The sequence below is a fragment of the Phytohabitans sp. LZ39 genome, assembly GCF_059359075.1.
This window is the reverse complement of record NZ_JCADBM010000038.1, coordinates 1-12,433: the sequence shown is the minus strand read 5'-3', so window position 1 is coordinate 12,433 and position 12,433 is coordinate 1. Positions and strand designations below refer to the sequence as shown.

General features: G+C 70.8%; 17 protein-coding genes. 12 read left to right on the top strand and 5 right to left on the bottom strand.

Annotation, left to right across the window (positions count from 1 at the left end; genetic code table 11):
- Positions 1 to 32: 32 nt before the first annotated feature.
- Positions 33 to 395: a thioredoxin gene (gene trxA, locus AC5L36_RS42900; protein ID WP_441221990.1), complete on the bottom strand. Its 363-nt coding sequence runs from the start codon at positions 393 to 395 to the stop codon at positions 33 to 35.
- Between the two features lie 525 nt (positions 396 to 920).
- Here trxA and AC5L36_RS42895 point away from each other — a divergent pair.
- The 11 genes from AC5L36_RS42895 (at position 921) to AC5L36_RS42845 (ending at position 9,127) form a co-directional block, all read left to right on the top strand.
- Complete coding sequence (locus AC5L36_RS42895) at positions 921 to 1,439, top strand: MaoC family dehydratase (protein WP_441221992.1); 519 nt, start codon at positions 921 to 923, stop codon at positions 1,437 to 1,439.
- A 159-nt stretch (positions 1,440 to 1,598) separates the two neighbouring features.
- On the top strand, positions 1,599 to 2,114 hold the full coding sequence (locus AC5L36_RS42890; protein ID WP_441221994.1) for a hypothetical protein: 516 nt from the start codon (positions 1,599 to 1,601) through the stop codon (positions 2,112 to 2,114).
- A gap of 41 nt (positions 2,115 to 2,155) precedes the next feature.
- Entirely contained in the window at positions 2,156 to 2,818 is a 663-nt protein-coding gene (locus AC5L36_RS42885; protein ID WP_441221996.1) for a TrmH family RNA methyltransferase, read from the top strand.
- 4 nt (positions 2,819 to 2,822) lie between these two features.
- On the top strand, positions 2,823 to 3,524 hold the full coding sequence (locus AC5L36_RS42880; RefSeq protein ID WP_494909806.1) for a DUF6758 family protein: 702 nt from the start codon (positions 2,823 to 2,825) through the stop codon (positions 3,522 to 3,524).
- A 102-nt stretch (positions 3,525 to 3,626) separates the two neighbouring features.
- On the top strand, positions 3,627 to 3,785 hold the full coding sequence (locus AC5L36_RS42875) for a hypothetical protein (protein WP_441222000.1): 159 nt from the start codon (positions 3,627 to 3,629) through the stop codon (positions 3,783 to 3,785).
- A gap of 6 nt (positions 3,786 to 3,791) precedes the next feature.
- Positions 3,792 to 4,652, top strand: a complete 861-nt coding sequence (locus tag AC5L36_RS42870; protein WP_441222002.1) for a PH domain-containing protein — start codon at positions 3,792 to 3,794, stop codon at positions 4,650 to 4,652.
- Between the two features lie 83 nt (positions 4,653 to 4,735).
- Positions 4,736 to 5,401 carry a SigE family RNA polymerase sigma factor gene (locus tag AC5L36_RS42865; protein ID WP_441222004.1) on the top strand — a complete coding sequence of 222 codons (666 nt, stop codon included), beginning with the start codon at positions 4,736 to 4,738 and terminating at the stop codon, positions 5,399 to 5,401.
- A 50-nt stretch (positions 5,402 to 5,451) separates the two neighbouring features.
- The gene (locus tag AC5L36_RS42860) at positions 5,452 to 6,690 is read left to right on the top strand and encodes a hypothetical protein (protein ID WP_441222006.1); all 1,239 of its coding nucleotides are present in this window, start codon (positions 5,452 to 5,454) and stop codon (positions 6,688 to 6,690) included.
- On the top strand, positions 6,690 to 7,541 hold the full coding sequence (locus AC5L36_RS42855; protein WP_441222008.1) for a PHP domain-containing protein: 852 nt from the start codon (positions 6,690 to 6,692) through the stop codon (positions 7,539 to 7,541). The genes AC5L36_RS42860 and AC5L36_RS42855 overlap by 1 nt, the downstream gene beginning before the upstream one ends.
- Before the next feature lie 21 nt (positions 7,542 to 7,562).
- Positions 7,563 to 8,177: a MarC family protein gene (locus AC5L36_RS42850; RefSeq protein ID WP_441222010.1), complete on the top strand. Its 615-nt coding sequence runs from the start codon at positions 7,563 to 7,565 to the stop codon at positions 8,175 to 8,177.
- Positions 8,178 to 8,284: 107 nt separating this feature from the next.
- Positions 8,285 to 9,127: a RecB family exonuclease gene (locus AC5L36_RS42845; RefSeq protein WP_441222257.1), complete on the top strand. Its 843-nt coding sequence runs from the start codon at positions 8,285 to 8,287 to the stop codon at positions 9,125 to 9,127.
- A 379-nt stretch (positions 9,128 to 9,506) separates the two neighbouring features.
- On the opposite strand, the gene AC5L36_RS42840 is transcribed toward AC5L36_RS42845, so the two are convergent.
- Genes AC5L36_RS42840 through AC5L36_RS42830 form a run of 3 tightly spaced genes read right to left on the bottom strand, consistent with a single transcriptional unit; the run spans position 9,507 to position 11,564 of the window.
- Entirely contained in the window at positions 9,507 to 10,268 is a 762-nt protein-coding gene (locus AC5L36_RS42840) for a class I SAM-dependent DNA methyltransferase (RefSeq protein ID WP_441222012.1), read from the bottom strand.
- A gap of 41 nt (positions 10,269 to 10,309) precedes the next feature.
- Positions 10,310 to 11,149, bottom strand: coding sequence for an oxygenase MpaB family protein (locus AC5L36_RS42835; protein ID WP_441222022.1), 840 nt, complete (start codon positions 11,147 to 11,149; stop codon positions 10,310 to 10,312).
- Positions 11,139 to 11,564 carry a Fur family transcriptional regulator gene (locus AC5L36_RS42830; protein ID WP_441222024.1) on the bottom strand — a complete coding sequence of 142 codons (426 nt, stop codon included), beginning with the start codon at positions 11,562 to 11,564 and terminating at the stop codon, positions 11,139 to 11,141. Before AC5L36_RS42830 ends, AC5L36_RS42835 begins: the two co-directional genes overlap by 11 nt.
- 162 nt (positions 11,565 to 11,726) lie before the next feature.
- Here AC5L36_RS42830 and AC5L36_RS42825 point away from each other — a divergent pair, with 162 nt between their 5' ends.
- Positions 11,727 to 12,218: a DUF2231 domain-containing protein gene (locus AC5L36_RS42825; protein WP_441222026.1), complete on the top strand. Its 492-nt coding sequence runs from the start codon at positions 11,727 to 11,729 to the stop codon at positions 12,216 to 12,218.
- A 13-nt stretch (positions 12,219 to 12,231) separates the two neighbouring features.
- Here the strand turns inward: AC5L36_RS42825 and AC5L36_RS42820 are convergent.
- Positions 12,232 to 12,433: hypothetical protein (locus AC5L36_RS42820; protein WP_494909801.1), on the bottom strand; the 202-nt coding region annotated here is incomplete at its 5' end.

Below are 12,433 nucleotides of genomic sequence, written 5' to 3'. Positions count from 1 at the left end.
CGGTGAGGGGCGCCCTCCGCGGCGGGTCTACGTCAGTGGTTGTGGGCGGCGAGCTTCTTGCGGACGTCTTCCATGTCGAGCGCCTGCACCTGCTCGATGAGCGACTCGAGCGCCGACTCCGGCAGCGCGCCGGGCTGCGCGAACACGATCACGCCGTCGCGGATGGCCATGATGGTCGGGATGGACCGGATGTCGAACTTGGCGGCCAGCTCCTGCTGCGCCTCGGTGTCGACCTTGCCGAACACGATGTCCTGGTGCTTTTCCGACGAGCGCTCGTAGATCGGCGCGAAGCGGACACAAGGACCGCACCAGCTGGCCCAGAAGTCGACCAGTACGGTGCCGTCCTGGCTGGTCACCTCGTCGAAGTTCGCCGTGGTCAGCTCAACGGTCGCCATTTGATCTCTCCGATCACGGGGTTTCACCTACGCGTACTGAAACCTAACGAGGCCGGTCAGCATTCCCGACGAACCGGACACCGGGCGTGGCGTGGCGGGCCTCACCAGCACTCTCACGGTGCCCCTACGGCGAGCGTCGAAACAGTGACCAACAGCGATGACTGGCCAATTACCCATGGTGATGGGAGCGATTCCACCAGTTTACCTGCCCGAAACAGTGAAAACCTCGTCCGTGCTGGCCGCCGCCGGCCTTGAAGATCGGTAACGGTAGGTCACAAGTCGTTCGACTCTCACCGACTGTAATGTCACAAAAAGGTAACTGTGACCTCCGTCTCGCCCTGAAACCTTTCTCCAGTGCGAGTTGCACGGCAAAATCAACTGCACAAGCGTGGGCGGCGGGTGCCGGGGAGGGCCCCGCCGCTCATTGCGTCCGGGGTCAGTTTTCCGGTGTTCTACCCTCGACCCCCGGCTTAACCATCGATAAGGCATCCTTGCTCTACGCGGTAGGCGTGAGGGAGGGCGTGGATGCGGTTCGGCCGGTACTACGAGGAGTTCGAGGTCGGCGCGGTTTACCGGCACTGGCCGGGCAAGACCGTCACGGAGTACGACGACCACCTGTTCTGCCTGCTCACGATGAACCACCACCCGCTGCACCTGGACGCCCACTACGCCGAGACGTCCACGCACTTCAAGCGCAACGTCGTGGTCGGCAACTACATCTACTCCCTGCTCCTGGGCATGTCCGTCGCCGACGTGAGCGGCAAGGCCATCGCCAACCTCGAGGTCGAGTCGCTGCGCCACGTCGCGCCCACCTTCCACGGCGACACCATCTACGGCGAGACGACCGTGCTGGACAAGCGCGAGTCGACCTCGAAGTCCGACCGTGGCGTGGTGTCCGTGGAGACGAAGGGCTACAAGCAGGACGGCACGCTGGTGTGCGTGTTCCGCCGGCGGGTCATGGTGCCGAAGAAGGAGTACACGGCCGCCGCGGTGCTCGCCGGCGCGGATCCGGAGCGGCCCAGCTTCCCCGAACCAAAGGGCTGAACACCGACACGCAAGCTCGTGCGGCAAGCCGCGCATTGCCGCAAACTGGGCATATGCTGACCTCGGGAGGTCGCTATGCCGAGCCAATCCGCTTCCGGAGACCCGACACCCACGGCCGCGGGAGCGCGCGGCCTGCGCGGTGAGTCATCGCTGAGCCCAATGGCCCGCTCGCAAGCTCGCGAGCGTATCGGCGGCCAGGTCGCCGCGATGGCGTTCCCGCCGGGTGAGTGGGAGCTGCTCACCCACCTGCCCGCGCGGGTGATCGTGGCAGCCACGTCCGCCGAGCCGGACGGCCCACGCCGCACGGTCGCCGAGGGCCTCGCCGGCCTCGACGCGATCGCCGCCGGGCGGGCGTTCGACAGTGATCTGGTCCGAGCCGTGGTGTCCGCCATCTACGCCGAGGCCGACGACGACCGGCCCGCCGCCGAAGAGTTCACCGACCGGGCCGCCGGCCTCGCCGAGGTGCTGGAGGCCTGCCAGCGGGCGACAGGTGTGCTTGCCGCGCGGGCCGACCCGGCCGACTCGGCGGCATACCGCCAGTGGGTGCAGTCCGTGGCCGCCCGGGTCTGCGGCGCGGCCCGCTCGGGTGGGGTGCTCGGGCTGGGCGGCGAGCAGGTGAGCGCCGCGGAGCGGCGGTTCCTCGACGACCTGGCGGTCGCCCTGGCCCTCGCCTGAGCACCGCTTCGCGGCGGGGTGCCGGCAGCCCGTACCCTCTGATGACCGTGAGTGGTGATGAGCTCGAGGTCGGGGTCGGACCGTGGCCGGGCGATTGGCCGGCCGATCCGCGCCTCGACCCGGAGCTGCTCGCGCACGGCGACCGGCGCAACGTCGTCGACCGCTATCGGTACTGGCGGCGCGAGGCGGTCGTGGCCGACCTGGACCAGCGGCGGCACGACTTCCACGTGGCGATCGAAAACTGGCAGCACGACCTCAACATCGGCACGGTGGTGCGCAACGCGAACGCTTTCCTCGCGGCGGAGGTGCACATCGTGGGCCGCCGCCGGTGGAATCGCCGGGGTGCGATGGTGACCGACCGTTACCAGCACGTGCGCCACCACGAGACGATCGAGGAGTTCGTCGCCTGGGCGCACGCGCACGACTTGCCGGTGGTGGGCATCGACAACCTGCCGGGCGCTCACCCGATGGAGGCGGTGACGCTGCCGCGGCGCTGCGCGCTGCTGTTCGGGCAGGAGGGCCCGGGCCTCTCCGACATCGCGCGGGGCGCCTGCGACCAGGTCTTTTCCATCGCGCAGTACGGGTCGACCCGTTCGATCAACGCGGGCGTCGCCAGCGGGATCGCCATGCACGCGTGGATTCGCGCGCACGCCGGGCCGCCGCCGGAAGGCCTTGACGGGGAGGCGGCAAGGCCCGCACCGTAGTGAGGTGGGCGTTGCGGTGAGTTGCCCTAGATGTGGCGGTCCGGTGCGACCGCCTGACCTGATGCACACCGAGTGGCGCTGCGACGACGACGGCCCGGTGCCGCCGCTCCACGTCGCCGAGCACGTCAGCGCGGACATCGTGGCGAGCGTCCTGGCCGCGGTCGAAAAAGCCCAGGTGGCGACCGGTCGCCCGGCCGTGCCGGTGTGGTGCCCCTGGCCGCTCCAGCAGGGCTGGATGATGACCGGCGTGGCGTGGGCCGGCGACGACCGCACCGGCGTGCGCGCCACCGCCGTGGCATGCAGCGGTCCGTCCCCGCTGCGCGGCGGTCCGGCCGACCTCGTGTTCGTGGCCGAGGAGCCGGGCGTCGGTCTGGGCAACAGGTTCGGCGGTTTGCCCGGGCTCGATCCGGGCGCGCTCATCGCCGACGCGCTGGGCGACGCGGGCCCGCCCGCGGGTGACCACGGTGGACCGCACGCAAAGATCAAAGTGGGCGGTCATCCGACTCCACTGTGGTCTGTGAAGTCGCCGACGGATCGGAGCGCCTATGCCGGAGAAGCCAGGGGAATGTGGCTGTATGCGATAGCCTGGCCGGCGAGTGCGGGTTACCTCCTCGCGGAGCATGTCGTCGTGCACGACCTCTCTGAGTGGCTGCCGCCCGAGCTCGTGTATGGCGCGCCGTCGCCGTACTTGCACGGGAGAGCGTGAATGCGTTTTCCAGTGATTGAACCGAACACGTAAAGACGCTCACTTGTATACTCTGGGTACTGCCGGCACCGGCTCGGCTGGAGTGCGGAGGGACGGCCCGCAATGGTCAAGAAGATCCTCACCTGGGGCGGCATCGCGTTCCTGCTCTTCTTCATCGCCTACCGGCCGGATTCCGCGGCCGACGTGTTCCAGTCTCTGGGCAGCACGGTTGGCGACATCGGGCGGGGGCTTGGCGACTTCGTCACGAGCCTGATCGCATAGCTGTCCATGGGCAGTGCACCGGGCGGACCCCCCGACGACCCTGACGAGCCCGACCGATCCCACCGCCAGCGGGATACGGAGCCCATTCCCCGCATGCCGCGGGGCGACGAGGGCCCGGGCTACAGCGATGACGCCGCCTTCTCGACCGGCCCTTCCTATTCGGACGGCCCGGCCTACTCCGAAAATGCCAGCTATGCCCACGACGACGGGCGCGGTGGCTACCTGCCTCCCGAGTTTTCCGAAGACGAGCTGGCCGGCCTGCGCACCGACGCCGCGGGCATGCCGATCGGGCCGCGGCGCGTGCTCCCGCTCGAAGACGAGCCGAGCTCGCTGGTCGCCCGATACCTCTTCCCTACGGAGCGTTACCGCGGGGAGTGGAAGCGGCACTGGATCCACCTGACCACGCCGCTGCTGATCGGCACCGCCGCGACCTTCGCGCTCGGCTACCTCTCCGGCTTCCTCGCCCGCCAGGATGTCCGCGGCCTCACCACCGCCGCCGTCATCGTCTGGTTCGGCGTCATGGGCTGGGTGGCGTGGCAGGTCGGCGACTGGTATTTCGACCGGTTCATCCTGACCAACAAGCGCGTCATGGTGGTCAACGGCATCATCACCCGCAAAGTCGGCATGATGCCGTTGCTGCGCGTCACCGACATGAAATACGAGCAGTCCCCGCTCGGCCGCATGCTCAACTACGGCACGTTCGTGCTCGAGTCGGCCGGCCAAGATCAGGCGCTCCGCGAGGTCAAACACCTGCCCAACCCCAATGAGCTCTATCTTCGCGTGGTCGAGGAGATGTACGAGCCGCAGGCGGTCGAGGCGCGCCTCGGTAAAGACGCGGAAGACATCAAGGCCGACGACGGGGCCTAACGCTGGTTTGGCCGTCCGTGCCATGTTCCTTGCCCAAAGGCTGTGACAACCTTCGGGAGGACACATGTCATGGGGAGGCGATGGTGTCGGCCGCCAGGCAGGAAATGGAGGAGGAGTTCCGCGAGTTCGTCGCGGCTCGCTCCGCTGCCCTGCTGCGCACGGCTTACCTGCTGGCCGGTGACTGGGCCACGGCCGAAGATCTCCTACAGACCGCCCTCACCAAGACCTACCTGGCGTGGAAGCGGCTGGGTGAGATCGAGGCCGTCGAGCCGTACGCGCGACGCGTGCTGGTCAACACCGCCACGAGCTGGTGGCGGCGGCGGTGGCACGGCGAGCGGCCCACCGAGATCCTGCCCGAGCGGGCCGCCCCCGACCAGATCGACGAGCAGCTTGAGCGCGACGCGCTGTGGCGGCACGTCAAGGCGCTGCCGGCCCGCCAGCGCGCGGTGCTGGTCCTGCGCTTCTACGAAGACATGACCGAGGCGCAGACCGCCGCGCTGCTCGACATCTCCACCGGCACGGTCAAGAGCCAGACCTCGCGCGCCCTGCACACGCTGCGCCAGCGTCTTGGTGCCGCCGGCCTCGCGCCGGAGGCTGCGGAAGCCGGCGTCCAGGGCGACGCCCGGGCAAAGCGCGGGCCAGCCGGCCCCGCGCCGGAGCCCAAGCCCGCACCCACCCGCGTGCGGCCGGCACCGGTCCTGCCGATTCCGCCGATCCCGGCACCCGCCGCCGGTCTGGAGCGCGGGTGACGATGGGCGAGCCGGACAACCTGCGGCCGTCGCCAAGGCGTCCAATGGGCGTGGCATCGGACGATCTGGAGCAGGCACTTCGGGAGACGCTTTCGCGTGCCGCCGCCCCGGGGCAGGCGGTGGGCGGGCACGACCCCGGCGGGCAGGCGATCCGCAAGGGGCGTCGCATCAGCCGGCGTCGCTCCGTCGCGGGCACCGTCCTGCTCGTCGCCGCGACAGCCGTCGCCACCGTCGGCGTGGTCCGGCTCAACCCTGAGGAGGGGCGCTACCAGGGGCCCGCCTGGGTGGCCGACCCCGATCCGGAGATCAACCAGTCGCTGCCCGCGGTCGAGCCGACCACCGCCGTGCCGGCTCCCATGGGCAGCCTCGACAGCGACCCGATGTCCGCCGTCGACGTGCCGGTCGACCTTGTCGTCTCCACCCAGCTGCGTACGTCGAGCGGCACCGCGATCACGCTGCCCCAGATCGGCACCGTGACGCGGGCACACGAGACAAACAAGGGCTGGCTCGTCGTCGGTGTCCCGCCCGCTGGCGGCGCCACCCTCTGGTACGTGGCGCCCGACGGCTCCTCGATCCAGGTGCTTCCCGCGGTCGACGCGGTGGCGGTGGCTCCCGACGGCCGCCGGGTCGCCTGGCGCGACAGCGCCCGCCTCTTCAGCGCCGTCGTCGAGCAGGGCGCCCTCAAAGACGCCACGCAGACGGCCGCGCCGTTGGAAGGGCGGCCGGTGAGCTTCGTGGGGCAGGGCGTGCTCATGGAGCGCTCGGCCTCCGGCGCTTCGCGAAACGGGTTCGACGTGTGGTGGCCGCGCCAGGACACGCTGTACACCCCGGTGTGGACGGCGGGCACCTCCGAGATCTACGGGCCGTTGCCCGACGGCCGCACGGTCGTCGGCCAGGTCTCCGCCGAGGCGGGCGACCGCCCGTGCCTCGCGCTCCTCGACGCGGTCAACGCGCTGACCGTGCTCAAGACGGCCTGCGCCCTTCAGCTCAACCCGCGTGGCGCCGGCACGGTCTCGCCCGACGGTCACTGGCTGGTGGCCGCCGGCGCCGGCCGGGCGCGGCTCGTCGACCTGCGCGTCGCCTTCAACGGCAAGGCCAGCGCGGCCGACGCCGGTCCCGCGCTGAGCGACCAGGCCGCCTGGGCCGGCCGCGACACGCTTGTGCACGTCTCCCGCGAGGGCGACCTCATGCGCGTCAAGGCGGGAAAGAAGCCGCAGGTCGAAGAGGTGCCGGTGCCCGGCGCCGACGGCAACGACCGCCTGCTCGTGGTGGACCCCATGCTTGTCTGATGCGCATCGACCTGCACGCACACACCACCGCCAGCGATGGCACCCTCACCCCCGCCGAGCTGGTCGCCGCCGGCGCGGAGGCCGGCCTCGACGTGCTGGCCATCACCGACCACGACACGACGGCCGGTTGGGCGCCCGCCGAGCAGGCCCGGCCCGCCGGCCTCGTGCTGGTGCGCGGGGCCGAGCTGTCCTGCCGGTGGTACGGGCAGGTGCCGGCCATCCCGCTGCACCTGCTTGCGTACCTTTTCGACCCCACCGCACCAGCCTTGGTGGCCGAGCTGGCCCGGGTGCGGCGCGGCCGCGTGGAGCGGGCTCAGCGCATCGTCGAGCTGTTGCGGGCCGACGGGGTCGACGTGACCTGGGACGAGGTGCACGGGTACGCCGCCGGCGGCACCGTCGGGCGGCCGCACATCGCGCGGGCGCTGATCCGGGCCGGTTTGGTGGCCGACACCGACGAGGCGTTCGAGGATCGGTGGCTGGGCGAGCGCTACCGGGTGCCCAAAGAGGACACCGACGTGTTCGAGGCGGTGCGGCTGGTGCGCGCGGCCGGTGGCGTGCCGGTCTTCGCCCACCCGAAGGCCACCAAGCGCGGCAAGGTGGTGCCCGACTCGCTGATCGTGGACCTGGCCGCGGCCGGCCTCTTCGGTTTGGAGGCCGACCACGAGGCACACTCGCCCGCCGAGCGCGAGCACGTGCGCGGGCTCGCCACCGAGCTGGGGCTGGTGGTGACCGGCTCGTCCGACTTCCACGGCACGCACAAGCAGGTCAAGCTCGGCGCGTACACGACGGAGCCCGCCGTGTACGAGGCGATCGTGGCGGCCGCCTCGGGTGTACCCGTCCTCGGAGCATGATCAGTCCTCTAGCGTGACCTTGTGGATCTCAAGCTGTTCGGCGAGGTTTTTGTCACGCTCCTCGTGATCATGGATCCGCCGGGCATGGTGCCGATCTACCTCGCGCTCACCGGCACCCTTTCCGCGCGGGAGCGCAACCGGGCCGGCACGCAGGCCGTCGCGCTCGCGTTCGGCGTGATCGTAGTCTTCGCGGTGGCGGGCCAGACGCTCCTCGACTACCTCCACGTCGACCTGCCCGCGTTGCAGGGCGCCGGCGGCCTGCTGCTGATCCTTATCGCGTTGGAGCTGCTCACCGGCCGTACCGGCGACCCCAACCAGCAGGTCACCTCCAACATCGCGCTGGTGCCGCTGGGTACGCCGCTGCTCGCCGGCCCCGGCGCGATCGTGGCGACGATGCTCTTCGTCCAGCGGGCCGACGGCGTGGCCGACCACGTCGCGGTCGCGGTCGGCATCGTCGCGGCGATGGCCGCGGTCTGGCTGGCGCTGCGTTTCTCGGGCGGGATCGTGAAGGTGCTCCGCCCGAGCGGCATCGAGGTGCTGACCAGGATCGCCGGCCTGCTGCTGGCCGCCATCGCCGTGCAGTTGATCGCCGACGCGGTGGCCGCTTTCGTGCGGGAGTACACGAACGGCGGGTGAAGCCGCCGATTGTCGTACGCCAGTGGGAGGATCGTGGGGTGACTTCCGCGACCCCGCGCACGCGCGGCGCCGGGCGGCCGGTGCCGGAGCAGCTCGGCTTCGAGGGCATGCCGGAGCGGCTCTTCGTCTGCACGCCCAGCAAGCTGGGCTCTTACGAGGATTGCCCGCGCCGCTACCGATACTCCTACGTTGACCGTCCGACGCCGCCCAAGGGCCCGCCGTGGGCGCACAATTCGCTGGGCGCGAGCGTGCACACCGCCTTGCGAAACTGGTTCGCCCTGCCCGCCGACCGCCGCCGCCCCGAGGCGCTGCCCACCCTGCTCAAGGGCACCTGGGTGCGCGAGGGCTACCGCGACGAGGCGCAGGAGCGCACGGCATACCGGCGGGCGCTGGAGTGGCTAGAGTCCTATGTGGAGACCCTCGACCCGGCCGTCGAGCCACTCGGCGTCGAGCGGGTCGTGGCGGTAAAGACCGCGGTGCTGGCCTTCAACGGCCGCGCCGACCGCATCGACTCCCGCACCGGTCCCGACGGACCCGAGCTGGCGATCGTCGACTACAAGACCGGCCGCTCGGGCCTCGACGCCGACGACGCCCGAGGCTCCCAGGCGCTCGCGCTGTACGCGTACGCGGCCGAGCGGGTCTTCCGCCGCCCCTGCCGCCGGGTCGAGCTGCACCACCTCCCGTCCGGCACGGTCGCGGCACACGAGCACACGCCGGAGTCGCTGGCCCGCCAGGTCACCCGCGCCGAAGACACCGCCCGCGACATCGTGGCCGCCGAGCGCGCGGTCGCCGACGGGGCAGACCCCGACGCGGCGTTCCCGACGACACCCGGCCCGATCTGCACCTGGTGCGACTTCCGCAAGAGCTGCCCGGCGGGCGTCGAGGCACCGGCCAAGGACCCCTGGGCCGCCGTCGACCGCGTGCTCACCCCACCCCCGGCCGATGGGTGAGGCCACGGGAGCAGCGGTCTTGACCACGACCGGACGTCGCGGTAGCTCGCTCTAGAGAGCTTTCGGAGTCGGGGTAGCGGCGGTTACACGCGGCGACGACGACCCCATTGCATTCCCGGATCGCCGATCCGGGAACAGACATTCTGGACAAACGCCGGCCACCGCCCGGCGCGAGCTCCGTCACCACGCCCCCTTTCCTCCCGGCCGGTTGCGCGCAGGGTGAGCGTGGCCAACGGCGGACGGGTGAGGCCGCGGGAGCAGCGGTCTGGACCACGACGGACGCCGCGGTAGCTCAAATCTCTGTCTAAATAGGGGGTCGAAGCCACCCCGACTCCGAAAGGTCTCTGGATAGGGCTTAGCGGCCGAAGCCGAAAGGCCTCTAGACCGTGGCCGGCGTCGAGGGCGTCGGCGGGAGGCGGTAGACGGAGACGTGTGATCGGGAGTCGGCGGTGAAGTCGGCGCCGGACCAGTCGGCGTGCCGGCTCTCCAGCTCAAACCCGGCCATCTGGGCCATGAGGTCGAGCTCGGCCGGCCAGATGTAACGGTGCGGGCTGCGGCCTAGTCGCGCCTCCTTGCCCTCGCCGAAGTGAAAGTGGTGCGAGACGACGTGCTGGCGGAGCACGTCGTAGGTGTCCAGGCCGATGTAGCCCGCCTCGGTGTGCCACACCACGGCCTGCTGACCCGGCGGGAGCTTGCGCAGCTCGGGCACCCACAGCTCGATGACGAACCGGCCACCGGGTGTGAGGTGGCGGGCGGCGTTGCGGAAGCAGGCGACCTGCTCGGCCTGTTCGAGCAGGTTGGAGATCGTGTTGAAGACCAGGTAGACCAGCGTGTAATCGCCGGGGGCGACCGTCGTGCTCATGTCGCCGATGATGACCGGGAGCGTCGCTTCGTCCACTTTGGCGCGGAGGCGCTCGACCATCGGGCGCGACAGCTCGATGCCGGTGACGGGCACGCCCCGCTCGGCGAGGGGGATGCCCACCCGGCCGGTGCCGATGGCAAACTCCAGCGCGGACCCGCCGTCGGCCAGGGCGACCAGGCGGTCTACGGTCGGGCCGAGCACCTCGGGTGCGAACATGCCGCGACCTGGCGTGTCATAGCTCTCGGCGGCCTCGACGTCCCAGATCTCCTCTTGGCGCATACGCCCACGATCGCCGCGGGCGGCCCGGCGCGTCCAACGATTTAGCCGGGGACGGAGTCGACGGCCCGGCGGGCGGCGCGCTCCATGGCTTGCTTGTAGATCGGGCCGGTGCGGTAGCGCTTGGGCAGGGTGGCCACGAGCAGGCGTAGGCCGCGCACGGATACACCGGCGGAGACGTCGGCCAGGGGGAGGCCCAGTGCGCCGTACATGCGGCGGGCCCACGGCGGCAGCAGCGAGAAGGCGGTGGCGGCGATACCCATGTAGGCCAGGCGCACCGGTGTGAGGCCCAGGCGCCAGGGGAGCGGCGGGTGGCTGAGGAAGAAGAACGTCTCCGCCGCCGCCTTGCTCATGCCCAGCTCGGGACGGACCCGCTCGTAGTACTCGGCCACCTCGGCGGCCGTGCCGGGCACGGTGGCGGGGTCGAGGCCGACCAGTGCGGCGACGCGGCGCTGCTCGGTGTAGTAGGCGTCGACCTCGGCCGCGGTCAGGCGCACGCCGGCGCGGCGGGCCGTGGAGACGAACGACTCGACCTCGGCCACGTGCACCCACCGCAGCAGGTCGGGCTCGTCGACCCGAAACTCGGCGCCGGTGCGCGGGTCCGTGGCGCGCAGCCGCGCGTGCAGCGCGCGCACCCGGCGGCCGGCGGCCTCGGCCTGGGCGGTGGTGCCGTAGATGGTGGTGCCCACGTACTGCGAGGTGCGCACCAGCCGGCCCCACGGGTCGGCCTTGTAGTCGGAGTTTTGCACCACGGCGGCGACCGCCAGGGGATGCAGGGCCTGGAGGTAGAGCGAGCGCAGGCCGCCGACGAAGAGGATCGGCTCCTCGTGCACGCGCCAGCTCACCGAATCGGGACCGAAGAGGCCGAGATCCTCAGATGTCATCGGCCTTGCGAGCCTGGCAGATCGGGCACAGGCCCCAGTACGTCACCTCGGCCTCGTCGATCTGGAAGCCGTGCGAGACGTGGGGGTCGAGGCAGGGCGCCTCGCCCACGGCGCAGTCGATGTCGGCCACCTCGCCACAGCCGCGGCAGACCACGTGGTGGTGGTTGTCACCGGCGCGGGCCTCGTAGCGGGCGGGGCTGCCAGCGGGCTCGAGACGGCGGGCCAGGCCGGCGCGGGAAAGCGCGCCGAGCACGTCGTAGACGGCCTGGGTGGAGACCGAGTCGAGACGGGTGCGCACTCGACGAGCGATCTCGTCGACCTCCAGATGGCCACCGCCGGCCAGCACATCGAGCACCGCGAGCCGCGGTCGCGTTACCCGCAGGCCACGCGACCGCAATAGCTCCTCGCCGTGCATCTAGCAATAACAGCACGTGGATTCGTCACCAGCAAGGCAGGCGGAACCTGGATGAACCGCCTCGACTCTGTCCGCGTAACCCCACTGACAAGGGGCCACATCCGCGAGACGGACAAATCGTACGATGATCTCGCGGTTACGTGGATCCCTGAAGGAGGACTCGTGTTCGACGAGATCATGGGCCTGCCGACGCATCCCCTCGTGGTGCACGCCGCGGTGGTCTTCATCCCACTGCTGGGGCTTGCCGCGGTGGTCTACACCTTGGTCCCTCGCGTGCGGTTGCGGATCGGCTGGGCCGCCGCGCTGCTCGCGATCGCCGGACCGGCCGCGGCGTTCGTGGCCCGGAAGTCCGGAGAGCGGCTGGAGGAGCGGCTCGTCGCCGCCAACTACGGCCAGGAGATCCTCGACAAGGTCAACGACCACCAGGGGTACGGCGATCTGACCTTCTGGTTTAGCCTCGGCCTCGGTGCCGGCACACTGCTGCTCGTCTTCGTCACCAACGGCCTGACGAGCGGCCGCGGCACCGCAGGCGGCGTGCCACTCTGGCTGACCTGGGTGCTCGGCGCCGCGGTGATCATCCTGGCCGGCGTCACCGGCGTCTACGTCTTCCTGACCGGCGACTCAGGAGCCGACGCCGTCTGGAGCGGCATCTAGAGACCTTTCGGGATCAGGTGGCGCCGTCGTGGTGCGCCTCGAGCTTGAGTTTGCCCGGGTCCGTGTCACTCGCGGATCGCTGCTCCCGCCGGAGACCGCGCGGGTCGGCGGCGAGCTGGCGCTCGCCGAAACCCCCGCCCCGCGCTGCCAGGTCCGCGCCGCAAGCCCACCGGGCCGGACCCTTGTCGGACGGGGGTGCCCGCGGGTCGCACCGG

Excerpts from the sequence above, each read along its gene's own strand:
- trxA (WP_441221990.1), bottom strand. The coding sequence starts at position 395 with ATGGCGACCGTTGAGCTGACCACGGCGAACTTCGACGAGGTGACCAGC.
- AC5L36_RS42895 (WP_441221992.1), top strand. The coding sequence starts at position 921 with ATGCGGTTCGGCCGGTACTACGAGGAGTTCGAGGTCGGCGCGGTTTAC.
- AC5L36_RS42890 (WP_441221994.1), top strand. The coding sequence starts at position 1,599 with ATGGCCCGCTCGCAAGCTCGCGAGCGTATCGGCGGCCAGGTCGCCGCG.
- AC5L36_RS42885 (WP_441221996.1), top strand. The coding sequence starts at position 2,156 with ATGACCGTGAGTGGTGATGAGCTCGAGGTCGGGGTCGGACCGTGGCCG.
- AC5L36_RS42875 (WP_441222000.1), top strand. The coding sequence starts at position 3,627 with ATGGTCAAGAAGATCCTCACCTGGGGCGGCATCGCGTTCCTGCTCTTC.
- AC5L36_RS42870 (WP_441222002.1), top strand. The coding sequence starts at position 3,792 with ATGGGCAGTGCACCGGGCGGACCCCCCGACGACCCTGACGAGCCCGAC.
- AC5L36_RS42855 (WP_441222008.1), top strand. The coding sequence starts at position 6,690 with ATGCGCATCGACCTGCACGCACACACCACCGCCAGCGATGGCACCCTC.
- AC5L36_RS42845 (WP_441222257.1), top strand. The coding sequence starts at position 8,285 with ATGCCGGAGCGGCTCTTCGTCTGCACGCCCAGCAAGCTGGGCTCTTAC.
- AC5L36_RS42840 (WP_441222012.1), bottom strand. The coding sequence starts at position 10,268 with ATGCGCCAAGAGGAGATCTGGGACGTCGAGGCCGCCGAGAGCTATGAC.
- AC5L36_RS42835 (WP_441222022.1), bottom strand. The coding sequence starts at position 11,149 with ATGACATCTGAGGATCTCGGCCTCTTCGGTCCCGATTCGGTGAGCTGG.
- AC5L36_RS42830 (WP_441222024.1), bottom strand. The coding sequence starts at position 11,564 with ATGCACGGCGAGGAGCTATTGCGGTCGCGTGGCCTGCGGGTAACGCGA.